Raw genomic sequence first — 18,133 nt, 5'->3', positions numbered from 1 at the left:
TTCCTCCTGTGGGACAGGAGGCCCAGACTACGCGGAGAACGCGATGGCGCAGTCGGACTGGGTCGCAGCCGGAACCTCCGGGGCCTGGAAGTTGCCCTCCTCGTCGAAGGGGAGCAGGTCCATCGCGGCGAAGGCGTAGCGGGCCAGCACCAGCTCGGCGACCTCGGGCGCCGAACCCAGCGGGTCGGACACCGCGACGGCGCCGATGCGGCGCGCCTGCTCGGCCTGCACGGCCCAGCGCTCGTCGCCGGCCATGAAGAACGACCCGACGGCGATGTGGCGGCGGCCCTGGCTGCGGAGGCCCTGCATCGCCTGGGCGACCGAGGGACCGGAGCCGTCGGCGACGGCCGTGAGGCAGGGGAGCCGGTGGTGGGTGGACCACTGGCGGGCGCGGCGGGCCAGCAGGGCGGTGCCGCGGACGTCGCCGGTGGTGGAGGACGACAGGATCAGGCCGTCGAGCTCGAGGACGCGGGCGGCTGCCAGGGCGGCGCGCAGGCGGGTGTCGAGCAGGGCCAGCAGGGACGCCTCGGGGCCGATCGGGCGGGCGACGCTGATGCGGAGGCCGGGGTGCTGCTGGGCGGCCCGGGCCACGATGCCGCTGAAGCGGGGGTCGACCTCGATCGCGTGGGTGAGGTCGAGCGGGACGATCACCGTCTCGCGGACGCCGCGGGCGGCGAGCTTGTCGAGGGTCTGGGTGACCGAGGGGAGGCACGAGTCCAGGAAGGCGACGCTGCTGTCGACCTCGGGCCGCATGCGGCTCAGCTCGGTCTGGAGCGCCTGCGCGACGCGCACGACGCGCTGGTCTCGGCTGCCTTGGGCAGCCATCACGAGGGTGGGTGCGGTCATCGCCGTTCCTCCGTCGTTGCTAGCTGGTGGGACGGCGTCCTTGCCGCTTTCGACGTGGTCATCCTGACTGAAAAGTTGAGGGAGTGCCAATTCGAGTGTCCCATACAGCGGACACTGCGGCCGCATGCTGAGATTTCAAGCGGTGGCAAGGGGTGATGTGTTTGCCCGGAGTTGCACGGCGGGTGGTCCCGGGAACGAGAAAACCCGCCCCGGGTGGACCCTGGGCGGGTTTTCGTCGCGGTGGGCGATACCAGACTTGAACTGATGACCTCTTCGGTGTGAACGAAGCGCGCTACCAACTGCGCCAATCGCCCGCGGAGGAACACGATAGCCGAAGCCCCGCCGGTGTGCGAAATCGTGGGCCGACCCCACCGGGGCGCGCGTCCGTTTTGCAAAGCGCCGAACGATCCGTATATGGTGTTCCACGCCCCGAACGGCCCCGGTCGCTCGGCAAGCACGCGGACGTGGCTCAGCTGGTAGAGCATCACCTTGCCAAGGTGAGGGTCGCGGGTTCGAATCCCGTCGTCCGCTCGGAGAGGGCCTGAAGCCTCCAGCAGGCCGGGTACTTTTCCCCGGTGGAGTGGCCGAGAGGCGAGGCAACGGACTGCAAATCCGTGTACACGGGTTCAAATCCCGTCTCCACCTCGGGCGGTTGGCGCAGTTGGTAGCGCGCTTCCCTGACACGGAAGAGGTCATCAGTTCAAGTCTGGTACCGCCCACCAAGCAGAAGGCCCCGGCAGCAGCCGGGGCCTTTACGCTGTCCGCCATGGGCACCGAGGTCGGCCAGCAGCACTTCAGCCGTGAGCAGCGCCAGCAGTACCGGCACAAGGTGCTGGCGTGCCTGGACGTGCTGGAGGAGATGCTCCACGCCGGGGCGTTCACCGAGGAGGCCCACCGCACCGGGCTGGAGATCGAGCTGAACCTCGTCGACGCCGACCACCAGCCGAGCTTCGCCAACGCCGAGGTGCTGGAGGCGATCGCCAACCCGGAGTTCCAGACCGAGCTCGCGCGGTTCAACATCGAGTTCAACGTCCCGCCCGGCGACATCGCCGGCACCCACCTGCTCGACCTCGAGGCGTCCCTGCGGGCCTCGCTCAACGAGGCCGAGCGCCGCAGCACGGAGTCGGGCAACCACATCGTGATGACCGGCATCCTGCCCACGGTCATGCCCGAGCACTTCCAGGGCGACTGGATGAGCGGGAACACCCGCTTCGCGGCCCTCAACGACGCGATGCTGGCGGCCCGGGGGGAGGACATCCACCTCGACATCGAGGGGCCGACGGGGGAGCGGCTCGACGCCTTCGCCGACTCGCTGGCCCCCGAGAGCGCCTGCACGTCGGTGCAGTTCCACCTCCTGGTGGCCCCGCGCGAGTTCGCCCGCGCGTGGAACGCCGCGCAGGTGCTGGCTGGCCCCCAGCTGGCCCTGGGCGCGAACTCGCCGTTCGTGTTCGGCCACCGCCTCGACGCCGAGAGCCGCATCGCGGTGTTCACCCAGGCCGCCGACACCCGCCCGGTCGAGTACGCCAACCAGGGCGTCCGGCCGCGGGTGTTCTTCGGCGAGCGCTGGATCACCTCGATCTTCGACCTGTTCGAGGAGAACTCCCGCTGGTTCCCGGCGCTGCTGCCCGAGATCTCGGACGAGGACCCGCGCGCGGTCTTCGCCGCCGGCGGCACCCCCGAGCTGGCCGAGCTCAAGCTGCACAACGGCACGATCTACCGCTGGAACCGGCCCGTCTACGACGTCGTCGGCAACAAGGCGCACGTGCGGCTGGAGAACCGGGTGCTGCCCGCGGGTCCGACCATCGCCGACACCCTGGCCAACGCCGCGTTCTACTACGGGGCGCTCAACCGGATGGCCCGCGACGACCGCCCGGTCTGGACCCGCATGGCGTTCCGCAGCGCCCACGACAACTTCGACGCCGCCGCCCACCAGGGCATCGACGCCGACCTGTTCTGGCCCGGGCTGGGGGAGACCCCGGCCAGCGAGCTGGTCCTGCGCCACATCCTCCCGGTCGCCCAGGCGGGGCTGGAGGAGTGGGGCGTCGACGGCGCGGCCATCGACCGCTACCTCGGCATCATCGAGGGCCGGTGCCTGTCGGGCGTGAACGGGGCCGACTGGCAGGTGCGCTGCGTCGAGGCCCTCGAGGCGCGCGGGATGTCGCGGCGCGACGCGCTCACCGCCATGACGGTGGCCTACGCCGAACGCATGCACACCAACGACCCGGTGCACACGTGGGACCTGCCCTGACGGTCCCTCAGGCTGTGAACCACAGCGCCTGGTAGGGGCGCACGGGCAGCACGTCGGTGGCCAGGTTCCAGCGGTGGCCGCCCAGCAGTTCGGACGCCTCGCGGCCCAGCACGTCGCCCACCACGGCGGCGGGGAGCGCGACCTCGCCCTCGGAGACGTTGTACACCTGCACCATCGGCCCCAGAGGGTGGTCGCGGCGCAGCACCAGCAGGCGCGGGTCGGGGCTGGGCACGACCCGGCTCTCCACCGAGGCGTGCAGGTGCGGCGTCGACCTCCGGACGGCCAGGACGTGGCGCAACCCGGCCAGGATGCGTCCCGACGGGGACGCCGGGTCGGCCTCGGCCGCGGCCACGGCGGCCCAGTCCATGCGGGGGCGGTGCACCCAGCGGTTGTCGTCGTCGTGGCCCGGCTCGTCGGCCCAGCCGGCGTCGTTGAGCATCCCGACCTCGTCACCCATGTAGAGCAGCGGGACGCCGCCGAACCCCGCGATGACTGCGTGCAGCAGCAGGATGCGGGCCACGGCGTCGTCGATCCGGCCCGGGTCGCCGGCCGCCAGGGCAGTCTCCAGCCCCGCGAGGCTGGCCAGGGTGCCGCTGATCCGGCGGTCGCCGGTGGCGGGGTTGTGCTGGAACACCAGCCCGCGCGCGAAGGAGCCCGGCGCGAGGCCGGCGTAGAAGTCGGACAGGAACGCCCGGTGGGCGAAGCCGTCGAGGCCCACGGCCGCGGCGTCCGCGTCGGTGACCGCCCAGCCGATGTCGTCGTGGCAGCGCACGTAGGTGCCCCACGTGGTCGTCGTCGGCTTGGGGGCGAACCGGCCGAGGGCCACCTCGGTGAGGCGGGTGTCGCGGGAGGCCAGGGCGCTCCACAGCTGCACCATCAGGGAGTTGTGGTAGGCCATGTCGGAGACCCGGCCGTGGTGCTCGCCCACGCCGAGGTAGGGCAGCAGGTCGTCGGGGCCGACGATCGCCTCGGCCTTGAACGCGACCCCGGGCGCGGCGACGCGCACGGCCTGGCGCAGCGCGCGGGTCAGGTGGTGCACCTCGGGCTGGTTCTGGCACGAGGTGCCCATCCGCTTCCAGATGAACGCGATGGCGTCCAGGCGCAGCACCTCGACGCCGGCGTTGGCGAGGTGGCAGATGATGTCGAGGTACTCGCAGAACACGTCGGGGTTGGCCCAGTTCACGTCCCACTGCCAGGCGTTGAAGGTGGTCCACACCCAGGCGCCGAGCTCGTCGTCGAAGGTGAAGTTGCCGGGCGCGAAGTCGGGGAACACCTCGGGCAGGCTCGCCTCGTACGCGTCGGGCAGCCCCCGGTCGTCGAAGGCGAGGAAGTAGTCGCGGTAGCGCTGCTCGCCCGCCCGGGCGCGGCGGGCCCAGTCGTGCTCGGCCGCGACGTGGTTGAGCACGAGGTCGACCTCGAGGCAGATGCCCCGCTCCCGCAGCCGGGCGGTGAGGGCCCGCAGGTCGTCCATGGTGCCGAGGTCCTCGCGCACGGCGCGGTAGTCCATCACGGCGTAGCCGCCGTCGTTGGGGCCCGGGCGCGGGCGCAGCAGCGGCATCAGGTGCAGGTAGGTGACGCCGAGCCCGGCGAGGTGGTCGAGGTGCTCGCCCACCCCTGCGAGGGTGCCGGCGAACCGGTCGGCGTAGGCGACGTAGCCGACCTGGCGGGGGTCCTGCAGCCAGTCCGGCGCCAGCAGGCGGCGCTCGTCGAGCTCGCGCAGGTCGGCGGGGCGGGCGTCGAGGGCGGCCCGCACGAGGCCGCGCACCCGCTCGGTCACCTCGGGTCCGCGCTCGCCGTAGACGGCCGTCAGGGACGCTTCGACCTCGGGCCCGAAGCGCTCCCAGCGGAGGCGGAACGTGGTGTCGACGGAGCAGGACATCGGCGGGCCCTTTCTGCGCGCAGGATCGGGTCCCAGCTTGGCAGATCCACCCGGCGCGGGCGAGTCAGCGACGGACGCCGAGGCGTCCACGCCGATCGCCGTCGCCCCGGGGTGCCGCTCCAGCAGCCGGGCCAGGTCGCGGCCGGTGCCGCAGCCGGCGTCCAACACCTGCTCGTCGCCGGAAAGGCCGAGCCGGTCCACCACCCCCTCGCCCCACGCGACGTGGGGCAGGGGCAGGCGGTCGTAGGTGGCGGCGTCCCAGCTGCGTGTCACCGCTCCACGGTACCGCCGGCGGATGCGGCAGAATGTGGGGGTCCGACCACGAAAGGAACCACCCGTGAGTGCCTCGATCACCGTCATCCGCCCCGACGCGCGCGAGACGAGGACGTTCGAGACCACCGCGACCGGCCTCGACGTGTTCGGGAACGACCGCAGCGTGGTGGCCATGCGTGTCGCCGGCGAGGTCCTCGACCTGCACCGCGAGCTGCCCGACGGCGCCGAGGTCGAGCCGGTCCTGGTCACCGAGCCCGACGGCCTGTACATCCTGCGCCACTCGGCCGCGCACGTCGCCGCCCAGGCGGTGCAGAACCTGCGCGCCGACGCCAAGCTGGGCATCGGCCCGCCCATCACCGACGGCTTCTACTACGACTTCCTCACCGAGCCGCTCACGCCCGAGGACCTTGCCGCCCTCACCAAGGACATGGGCCGCATCGTGAAGGAGCGCCAGCGGTTCGTCCGGCGCGCCGTGGGCGACGACGAGGCCCGCGTGGAGCTGGCCGCAGAGCCCTTCAAGGTCGAGCTGATCGGCCTGAAGGGCAACAGCGGCGACGCCGAGGGGGCCTCCGTCGAGGTCGGGGCCGGCGAGCTCACGATCTACGACAACGTACGTCGCGACGGCTCGGTCGCCTGGAAGGACCTGTGCCGCGGCCCGCACGTGCCGCACACCGGCTACCTCGGCAACGGCTGGGCCCTGACCCGCACGTCCGCGGCCTACTGGCGCGGTGACCAGGCCAACGCCCAGCTGCAGCGCCTGTACGGGACCGCGTGGGCGTCCAAGGAGGACCTGCAGGCCTACCAGCACCGCCTCGAGGAGGCCGCCAAGCGCGACCACCGCAAGCTCGGCACCGAGCTGGACCTGTTCAGCTTCCACGAGCTGGTCGGCTCGGGCCTGCCGCTGTTCCACCCGCGCGGCGGCATCATCAAGCGCGCGATGGAGGACTACGTCCGCCAGGCCCACATCGACCACGGGTTCGACTACGTCGGCACCCCGCACATCGCCAAGGAGGACCTGTTCTACACCTCCGGCCACCTCCCGTACTACGCCGACGGCATGTTCCCGGCGCTGCTGGAGGACGCCGAGCGCGACGAGCAGGGCAACCTGGTCAAGGGCGGGCAGGCCTACCGCCTCAAGGCGATGAACTGCCCGATGCACAACCTGATCTTCAGCGCCCGGGGCCGCTCCTACCGCGAGCTGCCGCTGCGCTTCTTCGAGTTCGGGACGGTGTACCGCGACGAGAAGTCCGGCGTGGTGCAGGGCCTCACCCGCGTGCGCTCGATCACGCAGGACGACTCGCACAGCTACTGCGCCAAGGAGCAGGCCCCCGACGAGGTGCGGCACCTGCTGGGCTTCGTGCTGAAGCTGCTGCGCGACTTCGGCATGGACGACATCGTGCTGGAGCTGTCGACGCGCGACGAGGACGGCAAGAAGAAGGACAAGTTCATCGGGTCCGACGAGCAGTGGGCCGAGGCGACCGCGATCCTGGAGCAGATCGCCGCCGAGTCCGGGCTCGAGGTCGTCCCCGACCCGGGTGGCGCGGCCTACTACGGGCCGAAGATCTCGGTGCAGGCCAAGGACGCCATCGGCCGGACCTGGCAGATGTCCACGATCCAGTACGACTTCAACCAGCCGGAGCGCTTCGGCCTGGAGTACACGGCGTCCGACGGCTCGCGCCAGCAGCCGGTGATGATCCACTCGGCCAAGTTCGGCTCGATCGAGCGGTTCATGGGCGTGCTGATCGAGCACTACGCGGGCGCGTTCCCGGCGTGGCTCTCGCCGGTGCAGGTCGTGGCCGTGCCGGTCGCCGAGGCGTTCAACGAGTACCTCGGCGGCGTGGTCGAGCAGCTGCGCGCGGCGGGCGTCCGGGTCGATCTGGACGACTCTGACGACCGCTTCGGCAAGAAGATCCGCAACGCGGCCAAGGAGAAGGCGCCGTTCATCATCATCGCCGGCGGCGAGGACGTCGAGGCGGGTGCGGTCTCCTTCCGCTTCCGCGACGGCACGCAGCGCAACCAGGTGCCGGTCGCCGACGCGGTGGCCGAGATCACGGCCTGGATCGCGTCGCGCCGCAACGACAGCCCGACCGCCGCCGAGGGGGATCGGGGATGACCACCGAGCGTCCCCAGGGGCTGGCGGGCGTCCCCGACGCCTTCCAGCGCCTCTGGACGCCCCACCGGATGGTGTACATCGACGGTGAGAACAAGCCGTCGGACGCCGGCGAGGCCTCGTGCCCCTTCTGTCGCGCCCCCGGGCGCGAGGACGCCGACGGCCTGGTCGTGCACCGCGGCACCACCTGCTACGTGGTGATGAACCTGTACCCCTACAACCCGGGCCACCTGCTCGTCTGCCCCTACCGGCACGTGTCGGCGTACTCCGACCTCGACGAGGCGGAGACGGCCGAGTTCTCGGCGCTGACCCAGGAGGCCATGCGGGTGCTGGGGGACGTGTCGCACCCGCAGGGGTTCAACATCGGCATGAACCAGGGCACGGTCGCCGGCGCCGGGATCGCGGCGCACCTGCACCAGCACGTGGTGCCCCGCTGGCAGGGCGACTCCAACTTCATGCCCGTCGTGGCCCGCACGCGTGCCCTGCCCCAGCTGCTCGAGGACGCCCGCGCCCTGCTGGCGCGGCGCTGGGCGGACGGGGCCTGAGCCGTGGGCTTCCGACCCGAGCGGGTCCCCGACCCCCAGCGGCGCCCCGACGCGTCGATGGACCTGCTCAACAACCTCCGCGACACGGCGCTGGACCCGTCCTACCCGGCCGTCGCGGCCGCGGGCGGCGGGCGCCGGCGCGGCCCGGTGCTCCTGCCGGCCCTGCTCGTGGTGGGGCTGCTGTTCGGGGTCGCGCTGGCCAACCAGTGGCGCACCGCGCCGGCGGCCGCCCAGGAGCGCGCCGACCTGATCAGCCGCATCGCCACGACCGAGCAGCACATCGACTCCTTGCGGGCGCACACGGCCGAGCTCGACCAGGGCATCCGCGAGCTGGAACGCGCGGGGGGCGCCCTCACCCCGGCCGAGCTGGAGCGCGCCGACACCCTGGCGGCGCGGGTCGGGACGACCGCGGTCACCGGCCCCGGCGTCCGGGTCACGCTCGACGACGGGACCGACGCCTCGGTGCAGGGCAGCCAGGTGGTCGACGCCGACCTGCGCATGGTCGCCAACAGCCTGTGGGCCAACGGCGCCGAGGCGGTCGCGATCAACGGGCACCGGCTGTCCAGCCGCACGGCCATCCGGAACGCCGGCGACGCCATCACCGTCGACTACCGCTCGGTCACACGCCCCTACGTCATCGAGGCCATCGGGGACGCACGGGTGCTGGAGGACGCCTTCCGGCGCTCCGAGGGCGGCGTCTGGGTCGAGGGGCTGGCGCAGCACTACGGCGTCCAGTGGAGCATCGGTAGGGTGGGTGAGGTCGCCCTCCCCGCCGACCCGGGTCTGGGCGTGGACCGGGCACGGACGAGGCGTTGAGGGGGAGCGGGTCATGTACGCGATCATCGGGTTGGCCATCGGCATCGGCCTGGGCATCCTGCTGCAGCCGTCCCTGCCGCCCCAGCTCCAGCCCTACCTGCCGATCGCGATCGTGGCGGCCCTGGACGCCGTGTTCGGCGGGTTCCGCGCCTACCTGGACGCCGTGTTCGACGACAAGGTCTTCGTCGTCTCCTTCATCTCCAACGTGCTGATCGCCGCCCTGATCGTGTGGGTCGGGGACCTGATCGGGGTCGGCAGCCAGCTGTCCACCGCCGTCGTGGTCGTCCTGGGCATCCGCATCTTCGCCAACGTCGCCCACATCCGGCGGAAGCTGTTCCATGCCTGAACCCACCCCGGCGCCGGCACCCGACAACGCCTGGGCGCGGATCCGCAAGGACCTGCTCAAGCCCAGTCGCTCGCAGCTCATCGTGGCCGTCGTCCTGCTGCTGTTCGGCTTCGCCATCACCCTCCAGCTGTCGGGCGGCCGGGACCAGCGCTACACCAACCTGCGCCAGGACGAGCTCGTCGCCATGCTCGACGACGTCCAGGCCGAGGCGCGGCGCCTGGAGGGGGAGATCACCCAGCTCGAGGTCACCCGCCAGCGGCTGCAGTCGGGCGCCGAGTCCAGCGCCGAGGCCCGCGAGCAGGCGCTGCGGCGCCTGGACGCCCTCGAGCTGCTCGGGGGAACCGCCCCGGCTCAGGGTCCCGGCATCCGCGTGACGATCACCGACCGGGCGGGGAAGGTGACCCCCGAGATCCTCCTCAACACCGTCGAGGAGCTCCGCGACGCCGGCGCCGAGGTCATGGAGGTCAACGATGCGGTCCGCCTGGTCACAAACTCCTGGTTCGCGACCGTCGACGGCCAGCTGCAGGCCGACGGCGTGCGCCTGGGCAGCACCATCGTCATCGAGGCGATCGGCGACCCCGAGACGCTGAGCGAGGCCACCCGGTTCCGCGGCGGCCTGGTCAGCACCATCGAGGGCGAGCGCGTCGGGGGCACGGCCCGGGTCGTCGAGGTGGAGGACCTGGTCATCGACTCGGTGGTGGATCCGGAGACCCCGCGGTTCGCCCGACCCGGCTGAGGCGCGCCGCCCCAAACAGCCCGAACTCCACTAGGCTGACAATCGCCCGGTACGAGGCTGCCGGGGTCGAACGACCACGAGGAGAGGCACGTGTTCCCTGAGGATCTTCGCTACACCGAGAAGCACGAGTGGGTGCGGGCCGGCAACGGCTCCACGGTGCGTGTGGGCATCACCAGCTATGCGGCCGAGGCCCTCGGCGACGTGGTCTACGTGTCCCTGCCCCAGGTGGGGGAGGAGGTCGCCCTCGACGACGCGTGCGCCGAGGTCGAGTCGACCAAGAGCGTGTCCGACGTGTACGCGCCGGTCTCCGGCGTGATCACCGCGGTCAACGAGCAGCTCACCGACACCCCCGACGTCGTCAACGCCGACCCGTACGGCGACGGCTGGCTGTTCGAGGTCGAGCTGTCCGAGCCCAGCGAGCTGGACGACCTGCTGGACGCCGACGGCTACGCCGAGGTGGCCGGCGAGTAGGGTGGGACGGTTGCCGGTGGGACCACCGGCAACCGCAGTGGGGTCGGGGGAGGCCCCGGGGAAAGGATCAAGCACATGCTCACGTGCCCGGAGTGCGGCGCACCGGTCGCCGGCGGCGGCAACTTCTGCTCGAACTGTGGGGCGCCCCTGCGCGCGAACACCGGTGACACCACCCGCGTGATCCCGGTCGCCACGGTGCCCGAGGCACCGAACGAGGTGACCGACCCGAACCTCCCCATCATCAAGGACCTGGCCCCGGGCACCCGCGCCCTGGCCGTGGTCCGTGGACCCAACGTCGGGGCGTCCTTCGTGCTCGACCAGGAGGTCGTGACCGCCGGACGCCACCCGCAGTCCGACCTCTTCCTCGACGACGTCACCGTCTCCCGCCACCACGCCAAGGTGACCGAGCGCGGGGGCCACCACTGGGTGGCCGACCTCAACAGCCTCAACGGCACCTACGTCAACCGCACCCTCATCGACGGTGAGGTCGCGTTGCGCCCCGGCGACGAGGTGCAGATCGGCAAGTTCCGGCTCGTCTACCTGGTGGCGCCGACCGGGCGAGGCTAGATGCCACCTGCGACGAAGAGCATCGGACAGGTCCTGAAGGTCCTCAAGGAGGACTTCCCGGACATCTCGATCAGCAAGATCAGGTTCCTCGAGGGCGAGGGCCTGATCTCCCCTGAGCGCGCGCCGTCCGGCTACCGTCGCTACTCCGACCACGACGTCAAGCGGCTGCACTACATCCTCGACGTCCAGAAGAACCACTACCTGCCGCTCAAGGTCATCCGCGAGAACCTCGAGGCGATGGACGCCGGCGAGCAGCCCCCGGCGGCCGCGCCGTCCCAGCCGACCCTGCCCACGCCCGTCGCGGAGGACCTGCCCCCGGCGTTGCCGCCGCAGCGACCGGCCATCGCGGGCAAGCGCACCATCCACATCACGCGCCAGGAACTGCTCCAGATCTCGGGGCTGACCGAGGCCACCCTCTCCGAGCTCGAGCAGCACGGGCTGGTGACCCCGCGCCGGGGCACCGCCCACTACGGCCGGGACGCGCTGACCATCGCCGTGGCCGCGCGCAAGCTCGCCGCCTACGGGATGGACGCCCGCCACCTGCGTGCCATCAAGCAGGTCGCCGAGCGGGAGGCCGCCCTCATCGACCAGGCCGTGCAGGCGCACAGCCGGCGCCGCAGCACCCCTCGACAGTCGGTGGCCGAGGTGATGCAGTTGGTCATGTACGCGCACGCCGCCCTGCTGCGCTCGTCCATCCGGTCCTGACGGGGGTACCACGGTGATCCCGATGCTGTTCAGCGAGGTGCGCGTCACCGCCGTCGCGGACACCCCGGTGCTCCTGCTGCGCGAGCAGCAGGGGGAGCGGCACCTCGCCGTGTGGATCACCGCCGCCGGCGGCAACGCGATCCTGTCGGCCCTCGAGGACTCCGACGAGGAGCACCCCAGCACCCACGACCTCATGATCGACGCGCTCGCGGTGCTGGACGCCGTCGTGGAGGCCGTGCACATCACGGGCGAGGACGAGGGCGTGTTCTCCGCCCACGTCGTGATCGGCGGCACCGTCGTGCCGGCCCGCGTCTCGGACGCCGTGGCCCTGGCCCTGCGCTGCGGGGCGACGATCCTGGCCGACGAGGACCTGCTCGACGAGGTGGGCGTGACGGGAGCCCCGCAGACCGGCCCGCCCGGACTCGCGGACGCCGGGGCGTCGGACGAGGAGATGGCGCAGTTCCGCGCCTTCCTCGACAACATCACCCCCGAGGACTTCGGGCCCTCGCGCGACCAACCCTGAGGTGGCGGTCGAGGGTTCGGCCCGCTGCGAGCCCCCACGCGGCGTGTCGGCGGGCGTCGTGGGACCGGGCCGCTACCGTCATACTGGTACGACGAGCGACGACGACGCAGAGCAGCTTGAGGAGGCATGGTGAACGCACCGGAGGCGAAGGCCCCGCGGCCCACGGTCGGGTTGCAGGACGCCCTCTTCGAGGGTGACTTCTCGCCCCTGCCGGAGGACATCGGCTTCCGCGGCCCCGTCGCCTGCAACGCGGCCGGCATCACCTACCGCCAGCTCGACTACTGGGCCCGCACCGGGCTGGTCGTGCCCGAGATCCGCGCGGCCGGGGGCTCCGGCACCCAGAGGCTGTACTCCTTCCGCGACATCCTCATGCTCAAGGTCGTCAAGCGCCTGCTGGACGCCGGCATCTCGCTGCAGCAGATCCGGACCGCGATCGACCACCTGCGCGCCCGCGGCGTCGAGGACCTGTCCTCGGTCACGCTGATGAGCGACGGCGTCTCGGTGTATGAGGCCATCTCCGACTCCGAGATCATCGACCTCGTCCACGGCGGCCAGGGCATCTTCGCCATCGCCCTCGGGCGCGTGTGGCACGACCTCGAGGGGTCGCTCGCGGCGCTGCCGACCGAGCGTGCCGAGGCCGAGGTGGCCGCCCCCGTGGCGACCGACGAATTGGCCGCCCGGCGGGCCGCGCGCAACGCCATCTGAACCCTGCACGCCGCCTCCCCGTTTGGGTAGGTTGGGGGGCATGGAACCGTTCCTCTCCCGTCACATCGGCCCCACCGAGTCCGACCGCGAGACCATGCTCGCCGCCGTGGGCGCCAGCTCACTCGACGCCCTGACGGACGAGGCGGTGCCCGCCGGCATCCGCGTGGACGCACCCCTGGACCTCGCCCCGGCGGTGTCCGAGGCAGCGGTGCAGGCCGACCTCGCCCGGATGGCCGCGCTGAACAACCCGCTGCGCGCCATGATCGGGCAGGGCTACCACGGCACGGTCACCCCGCCGGTGATCCGGCGCAACCTGCTCGAGAACCCGGCCTGGTACACGGCCTACACCCCGTACCAGCCCGAGATCAGCCAGGGCCGGCTCGAGATGCTGCTGACCTTCCAGACGATGGTGGCCGACCTCGCCGGCCTGCCCACGTCGGGCGCGTCCCTGCTCGACGAGGGCACCGCCGTGGCCGAGGCCGTCGGGGTCGCCCGCCGCTCGCAGCGCAAGGGCTCGGTCGTGCTGGTGGACGCCGGCATCCTCGACCAGTCGCTGGCCGTCCTGCGCACGCGCGCGCTGGCCCTCCACGTCGAGGTGGTCGTCACCGAGGATCTCGTCCAGGGCCTCCAGCGCCACGACGCGTTCGCCGTGGTCGTGCAGACGCCGGCCGCCGACGGGTCGGTCCGCGACCTCGACGAGCTGCGCACGATCGCCGCCAAGGCGCACGAGAACAACGCGCTGGTCATCGCCGCGGCCGACCTGCTGGCCCTGACGCTGCTGCCCGCGCCTGCCGAGTGGGGCGCCGACATCGCGGTCGGCTCGACCCAGCGCTTCGGCGTCCCGCTGTTCTTCGGCGGCCCGCACGCCGGCTACATCGCCGTCGGCGCCGGTATGGAGCGGCAGATGCCCGGCCGCCTCGTCGGCCTGTCCAAGGACCGCCACGGCACCCCGGCCCTGCGCTTGGCCCTGCAGACCCGCGAGCAGCACATCCGCCGCGAGAAGGCGACCTCCAACATCTGCACCGCGCAGGTGCTGCTCGCCGTGACCGCCGCCGCCTACGCGGTCTACCACGGCCCCCAGGGCCTCAAGGGCATCGCCGAGGCCATCGCGCGCAACGCCCGCCGCCTCGCCGCCGCGCTCGTGGCCGACGGCTACGAGCTGGTCTCCGACAGCTTCTTCGACACGGTCACGGTGCACGTCAGGGGCGGCTCGCGCCGGCTCGTGGCGGCCGCCCGCGAGGCCGGCGTCCACCTGTGGGCGCCGGACGGCGACCACGTCACGATCTCGGTCGGCGAGGACGCCACCGAGGACGAACTGGCGGCCGTGGCGTCCGTGTTCGGGGTCGAGCTCGGCGAGGCCGAGCACGGGTCGCTGGGCCAGCCGGCCCGCGAGAGCGCGTACCTGACCCACCCGGTGTTCCACGCCTACCGCTCCGAGACCAAGATGATGCGGTACCTGCGCGCGCTGTCCGACCGCGACTTCGCGCTCGACCGCGGCATGATCCCGCTCGGTTCGTGCACGATGAAGCTGAACCCCGCGGCGTCCATGGAGCCGATCAGCTACCCGGGCTTCGCCAACCTCCACCCCTTCGTCCCGGCCGAGGACGCCCGCGGCTACGCCGAGATGATCGCCCGGCTGGAGGCGCAGCTGGTCGAGATCACCGGCTACGACGCCGTCTCGTTGCAGCCCAACTCGGGCGCCCAGGGCGAGTTCGCCGGCCTGATGGCGGTTCGCTCCTACCACCGGGCCCGCGGCGAGGAGCACCGCACGGTGTGCCTGATCCCGGCCTCGGCGCACGGCACCAACGCGGCCTCGGCGGCGATGGCGGGCATGGACGTGGTCGTGGTGAAGACCGCCCCCGACGGGACGGTCGACTTCGACGACCTCGAGGCCAAGATCGCCAAGCACGCCGAGAAGCTGTCGGTGATCATGATCACCTACCCGTCCACGCACGGCGTGTACGAGTCCCGGGTGGCCGAGCTGTGCGACAAGGTGCACGAGGCCGGCGGCCAGGTCTACATCGACGGCGCGAACATGAACGCGCTGGTCGGCCTGGCGAAGCCGGGTCGCTTCGGCGGCGACGTGAGCCACCTCAACCTGCACAAGACGTTCTCCATCCCGCACGGCGGCGGTGGCCCGGGCGTCGGCCCGGTGGCGGTGCGCGAGCACCTCGCCCCGTACCTGCCCAGCCACCCGGTCGTGACGGACGCCGGCCCGCTCAGCTCGTACGGTCCCATCTCGGCCGCCCCGTGGGGGTCGGCGGGCGTCCTGCCGATCACCTTCGGCTACATCGCGATGATGGGCCCCGACCTGCGCCTGGCCACCCAGGTGGCGGTGCTGTCGGCCAACTACCTCGCCAAGCGGATCGCCGAGCGGTTCCCGATCCTCTACACCGGGGAGGGCGGCTGGGTGGCCCACGAGTGCATCGTCGACCTGCGGCCCCTGACCAAGGAGACCGGCATCACGGTCGACGACGTGGCCAAGCGCCTGATCGACTACGGCTTCCACGCCCCGACGATGAGCTTCCCGGTCGCCGGGACGCTGATGGTCGAGCCGACCGAGTCCGAGCCGCTGTACGAGCTCGACCGGTTCGTCGACGCCATGCACGCCATCGCCGACGAGGCCGCGCGCGTCAAGGCGGGGGAGTGGCCGGCCGACGACAACCCGCTGGTCAACGCCCCGCACACGCTGGCCGAGGTGGCCGCCGACGAGTGGAAACACCCGTACCCGCGGTCGGCCGGCGGGTTCCCCGCGGGCCAGGACCTGGGCGCGATCTCGACCGGCGGCCGGGACAAGTACTGGCCGCCCGTCGCCCGGATCGACGGCGCGTGGGGCGACCGCAACCTGGTCTGCTCCTGCCCGCCCATGGACGCCTACGAGGACTGACCCACCCCTCGGGGTGATTTCCCCCTTGTCAACCGGCCCCGGGGTCGCGTTCGCCGAACGCGGCCCCCTAGGGTGGGCGGCATGGCGGAGTTCATCGAGAAGCTGAAGGCCAAGCCGTGGGTGGCCCACCTGCTGGAGGCGGTCGCGCGCTTCGGCGAGCGCCTCGGCGGCCAGTTCGCGGCCGCGATCACCTACTTCTCGGTGCTCGCGATCGTGCCCGTGCTGATGGTCGCCTTCGCGGCGCTGGGCCTCACGCTGACCCTGTTCCTGCCCGACGTGCTCGACCAGGCCAAGGCGTGGATCACCGACACGGTCTCGGGGTCGGGTGACCTCGGCGACCAGCTGAGCGCCGTCGTCGACCAGGCCTTCAACAGCTGGCGGGGCGTCGGCATCGTCGGCCTGCTGTCGGCGGCCTGGGCCGGGGCCAACTGGGTGAACAACATCCGGTCCGCCGTGCGCGCCATGATGCGCCCCGACTTCGACATGGCCGAGGACAAGCCGAACATCGTCGTGCAGACGCTGAAGAACCTCGGCATCCTGCTGGCCCTGTTCGTGCTGGTCGCGCTCTCGATGGCCATGACCACCGTGGCCATGGCGGCCCGCGACCTGGTCGGCGAGTTCCTGGGCCTCGACCGCGTGCCGGGCGGCGGCGTCCTGCTCTCGCTGCTGCCGGTGGTCGGCACCCTGCTGGCGGGGTTCTTGCTCTTCCTGTTCCTGTTCAAGGTGTTCCCCGAGAAGCGCGTGCCCACGCCCGTGCTCGTGCGGGGCGCCGCGATCGGGGCCGTGGGCATGGCGGCCCTGCAGTACCTGACAGGGACGCTGGTCGGCGTGTTCTCCGGCAACGCCGCCGCCGCCGTGTTCGGCAGCGTGATCGTCACGATGCTCTACTTCAACCTCTTCGCCACCCTGATCCTGGTGGTGGCCGCATGGGTCGGCACGCACCCCGACTTCCTCGGCCCGCAGGTCACGCTGGGCGACCACGTGCCGGCCGAGCCGACCGACTACGCGACCAAGAAGGTCGCCGCCGAGCTCGAAGCCGCGCGGCTGCGCGAGGAGTCCGAGCGCGTCCCCGCCGAGGTGGCGGTGCGCTCGACGCGGGTCGGCATGGGCCTGGGCGCCATGTTCGGCGGCGCGCTGGCCGGCCTCGCCGCGCTGGTGGCGGCGGTGCTCGGGGGCCTGCGCAACCGCTGACCCCCGAGCCGAGCCGTCAGTGCGCGGCCGGCGGGGCCGCCACGGGGGCGTCCTGGCCGATGGCCTGCAGCATCTCCAGGTACCAGTCCTGGGTGATGTCGAACGGCTTGCCGCCGGCGATGCGGGCGAACTCGATCGGGCGCAGCTCGTCGCCGCGCTCCTCGTCGTGGCCGATCACGCCGGGCTCGCCGCGCAGGGCGGCGTCCACCGCGAGCTCGCACATGGTGTCGATCAGCTCGAGGTCGTAGGCGTTCGAGGCGGCCGAGCGGGAGTAGTAGCCCGACTTCTGGACCAGCGTCTTCTCCGCGCCCAGCATGGCGGCGAACTGCTTGCCGAACCACGCGCCGGGGTTGACCTTGTCGAGGCGCAGGTGGCCAAACGCGTCCCGCGCGACCTCCTCGCCGGCGGCCTCCATCTCGGCCACGATCGCCTCGACGCCGGCGCCCTCGGAGATGAACAGGTTGACACAGCCGACCTCGTCCATGACCTTGGCCAGGCGCTCGGCCTCGGCGCGCAGGTCGATGACGGCCTCGGGGACGAAGACGCCGTGGACGTCCCACGCCTTCTGGTCCAGCCCGATCGAGGGCAGCCACTCCTGGGCGGTGAGCCACTCGCGGTACTTGCGGGCGGTCGCGGCGGTCAGCCAGCCGCAGTTGCGACCCATGACCTCGTGCACGATCAGCATGCGGCCGTTGGCGTTGTGCTCGGCCAGCACGTTCTGGGCGAAGCGGGCGCCCATGTCGGCGGCGGTGTCGGCGCCCAGGCTCTGGCGGATCGGCACCACGTCGTTGTCGATGGTCTTGGGCAGGCCGACCACCGTGAGCTCGTAGTCGTGCTCGTGCAGGTAGTGGGCCAGGTCGGCGGCGGTGGTGTTGGTGTCGTCGCCGCCGATGGTGTGCAGGATCGTGACGCCGTCGGCGACCAGGCGGTCGGCGGCGTACTGCAGTGGGTCGACCCCCTTCTTGACCAGGCCGCGCTTGACGAGGTCCTTGGCGTTGGTGAGCTTGACCCGGCTGTTGCCGATCGGCGACCCGCCGAACTCCTTCAGCAGGGTGGCGTTGGCGCGGACCTGTTCGTCCACGACGAGGTAGTCACCCGTGAGCAGGCCCTGGTAGCCGTGGCGGTAGGCGATGATCTCGATCTCGGGGGCCACCTGGGTGTAGCGCTCGATCAGGCTGCCGATCGCGGTGGACAGGCAGGGGGCGAACCCACCCGCGGTGAGCAGGGCGATCTTCTTGGTCATGCGTTACCTCTCGGGGTCATCAGTGTGGTCGAGCCGCGTGGG

General features: G+C 71.9%; 16 protein-coding genes and 4 tRNA genes. 16 read left to right on the top strand and 4 right to left on the bottom strand.

Translation table 11 applies throughout. The features are described from left to right. Window positions 1-27: 27 nt before the first annotated feature. The gene (locus tag H5397_RS07040) at window positions 28-846 is read right to left on the bottom strand and encodes a sirohydrochlorin chelatase (protein ID WP_182816015.1); all 819 of its coding nucleotides are present in this window, start codon (window positions 844-846) and stop codon (window positions 28-30) included. 241 nt (window positions 847-1,087) lie between these two features. After that, a tRNA-Val gene (locus H5397_RS07035) sits at window positions 1,088-1,160 on the bottom strand. A 144-nt stretch (window positions 1,161-1,304) separates the two neighbouring features. On the opposite strand from H5397_RS07035, the gene H5397_RS07030 reads away from it, so the two are divergent. The 4 genes from H5397_RS07030 to H5397_RS07015 all read left to right on the top strand — a co-directional run bounded on the left by H5397_RS07030 (window position 1,305) and on the right by H5397_RS07015 (window position 3,094). Next, a tRNA-Gly gene (locus tag H5397_RS07030) sits at window positions 1,305-1,377 on the top strand. 43 nt (window positions 1,378-1,420) lie between these two features. Continuing rightward, window positions 1,421-1,491 (top strand) — tRNA-Cys (locus H5397_RS07025). Window position 1,492: 1 nt separating this feature from the next. Then, a tRNA-Val gene (locus tag H5397_RS07020) sits at window positions 1,493-1,568 on the top strand. Window positions 1,569-1,612: 44 nt separating this feature from the next. Further along, window positions 1,613-3,094: a glutamate--cysteine ligase gene (locus tag H5397_RS07015; protein WP_182816013.1), complete on the top strand. Its 1,482-nt coding sequence runs from the start codon at window positions 1,613-1,615 to the stop codon at window positions 3,092-3,094. A gap of 7 nt (window positions 3,095-3,101) precedes the next feature. On the opposite strand, the gene H5397_RS07010 is transcribed toward H5397_RS07015, so the two are convergent. Continuing rightward, window positions 3,102-4,973, bottom strand: coding sequence for an alpha-amylase family protein (locus tag H5397_RS07010; protein WP_182816217.1), 1,872 nt, complete (start codon window positions 4,971-4,973; stop codon window positions 3,102-3,104). 337 nt (window positions 4,974-5,310) lie between these two features. On the opposite strand from H5397_RS07010, the gene thrS reads away from it, so the two are divergent. From thrS to H5397_RS06950, 12 genes are all read left to right on the top strand, one after another. After that, window positions 5,311-7,359 (top strand): threonine--tRNA ligase, encoded by a 2,049-nt coding sequence (gene thrS, locus H5397_RS07005; protein WP_375539368.1) that lies wholly within the window; start codon window positions 5,311-5,313, stop codon window positions 7,357-7,359. Then, entirely contained in the window at window positions 7,356-7,901 is a 546-nt protein-coding gene (locus tag H5397_RS07000; protein WP_182816009.1) for an HIT domain-containing protein, read from the top strand. The genes thrS and H5397_RS07000 overlap by 4 nt, the downstream gene beginning before the upstream one ends. Window positions 7,902-7,904: 3 nt before the next feature. Beyond that, the gene (locus tag H5397_RS06995) at window positions 7,905-8,717 is read left to right on the top strand and encodes a DUF881 domain-containing protein (RefSeq protein ID WP_182816007.1); all 813 of its coding nucleotides are present in this window, start codon (window positions 7,905-7,907) and stop codon (window positions 8,715-8,717) included. Window positions 8,718-8,730: 13 nt separating this feature from the next. Then, window positions 8,731-9,063 (top strand): small basic family protein, encoded by a 333-nt coding sequence (locus tag H5397_RS06990; protein ID WP_182816005.1) that lies wholly within the window; start codon window positions 8,731-8,733, stop codon window positions 9,061-9,063. Then, window positions 9,056-9,799: a DUF881 domain-containing protein gene (locus H5397_RS06985; RefSeq protein WP_182816003.1), complete on the top strand. Its 744-nt coding sequence runs from the start codon at window positions 9,056-9,058 to the stop codon at window positions 9,797-9,799. Before H5397_RS06990 ends, H5397_RS06985 begins: the two co-directional genes overlap by 8 nt. Before the next feature lie 90 nt (window positions 9,800-9,889). After that, entirely contained in the window at window positions 9,890-10,270 is a 381-nt protein-coding gene (gene gcvH / locus H5397_RS06980) for a glycine cleavage system protein GcvH (protein WP_182816001.1), read from the top strand. A 75-nt stretch (window positions 10,271-10,345) separates the two neighbouring features. Next, window positions 10,346-10,837 carry an FHA domain-containing protein gene (locus H5397_RS06975; protein ID WP_182815999.1) on the top strand — a complete coding sequence of 164 codons (492 nt, stop codon included), beginning with the start codon at window positions 10,346-10,348 and terminating at the stop codon, window positions 10,835-10,837. Beyond that, window positions 10,838-11,542 (top strand): MerR family transcriptional regulator, encoded by a 705-nt coding sequence (locus H5397_RS06970; protein WP_182815998.1) that lies wholly within the window; start codon window positions 10,838-10,840, stop codon window positions 11,540-11,542. Between the two features lie 22 nt (window positions 11,543-11,564). After that, window positions 11,565-12,065, top strand: a complete 501-nt coding sequence (locus tag H5397_RS06965; RefSeq protein WP_182815996.1) for a bifunctional nuclease family protein — start codon at window positions 11,565-11,567, stop codon at window positions 12,063-12,065. Between the two features lie 126 nt (window positions 12,066-12,191). Then, on the top strand, window positions 12,192-12,770 hold the full coding sequence (locus H5397_RS06960; RefSeq protein WP_182815994.1) for a MerR family transcriptional regulator: 579 nt from the start codon (window positions 12,192-12,194) through the stop codon (window positions 12,768-12,770). A 40-nt stretch (window positions 12,771-12,810) separates the two neighbouring features. Beyond that, window positions 12,811-15,657, top strand: coding sequence for an aminomethyl-transferring glycine dehydrogenase (gcvP, locus tag H5397_RS06955; protein ID WP_182815992.1), 2,847 nt, complete (start codon window positions 12,811-12,813; stop codon window positions 15,655-15,657). Between the two features lie 81 nt (window positions 15,658-15,738). Continuing rightward, window positions 15,739-16,848: a YhjD/YihY/BrkB family envelope integrity protein gene (locus tag H5397_RS06950; protein WP_182815990.1), complete on the top strand. Its 1,110-nt coding sequence runs from the start codon at window positions 15,739-15,741 to the stop codon at window positions 16,846-16,848. A gap of 16 nt (window positions 16,849-16,864) precedes the next feature. Here H5397_RS06950 and H5397_RS06945 read toward each other — a convergent pair whose 3' ends face one another. Further along, on the bottom strand, window positions 16,865-18,091 hold the full coding sequence (locus H5397_RS06945) for a pyrophosphate--fructose-6-phosphate 1-phosphotransferase (protein WP_182815988.1): 1,227 nt from the start codon (window positions 18,089-18,091) through the stop codon (window positions 16,865-16,867). Window positions 18,092-18,133: the final 42 nt, after the last annotated feature.

It is taken from the genome of Propioniciclava sp. MC1683, from assembly GCF_014164675.1.
Lineage (GTDB): Bacteria > Actinomycetota > Actinomycetes > Propionibacteriales > Propionibacteriaceae > Propioniciclava.
This window is presented reverse-complemented; position numbering and strand designations above follow the sequence as displayed.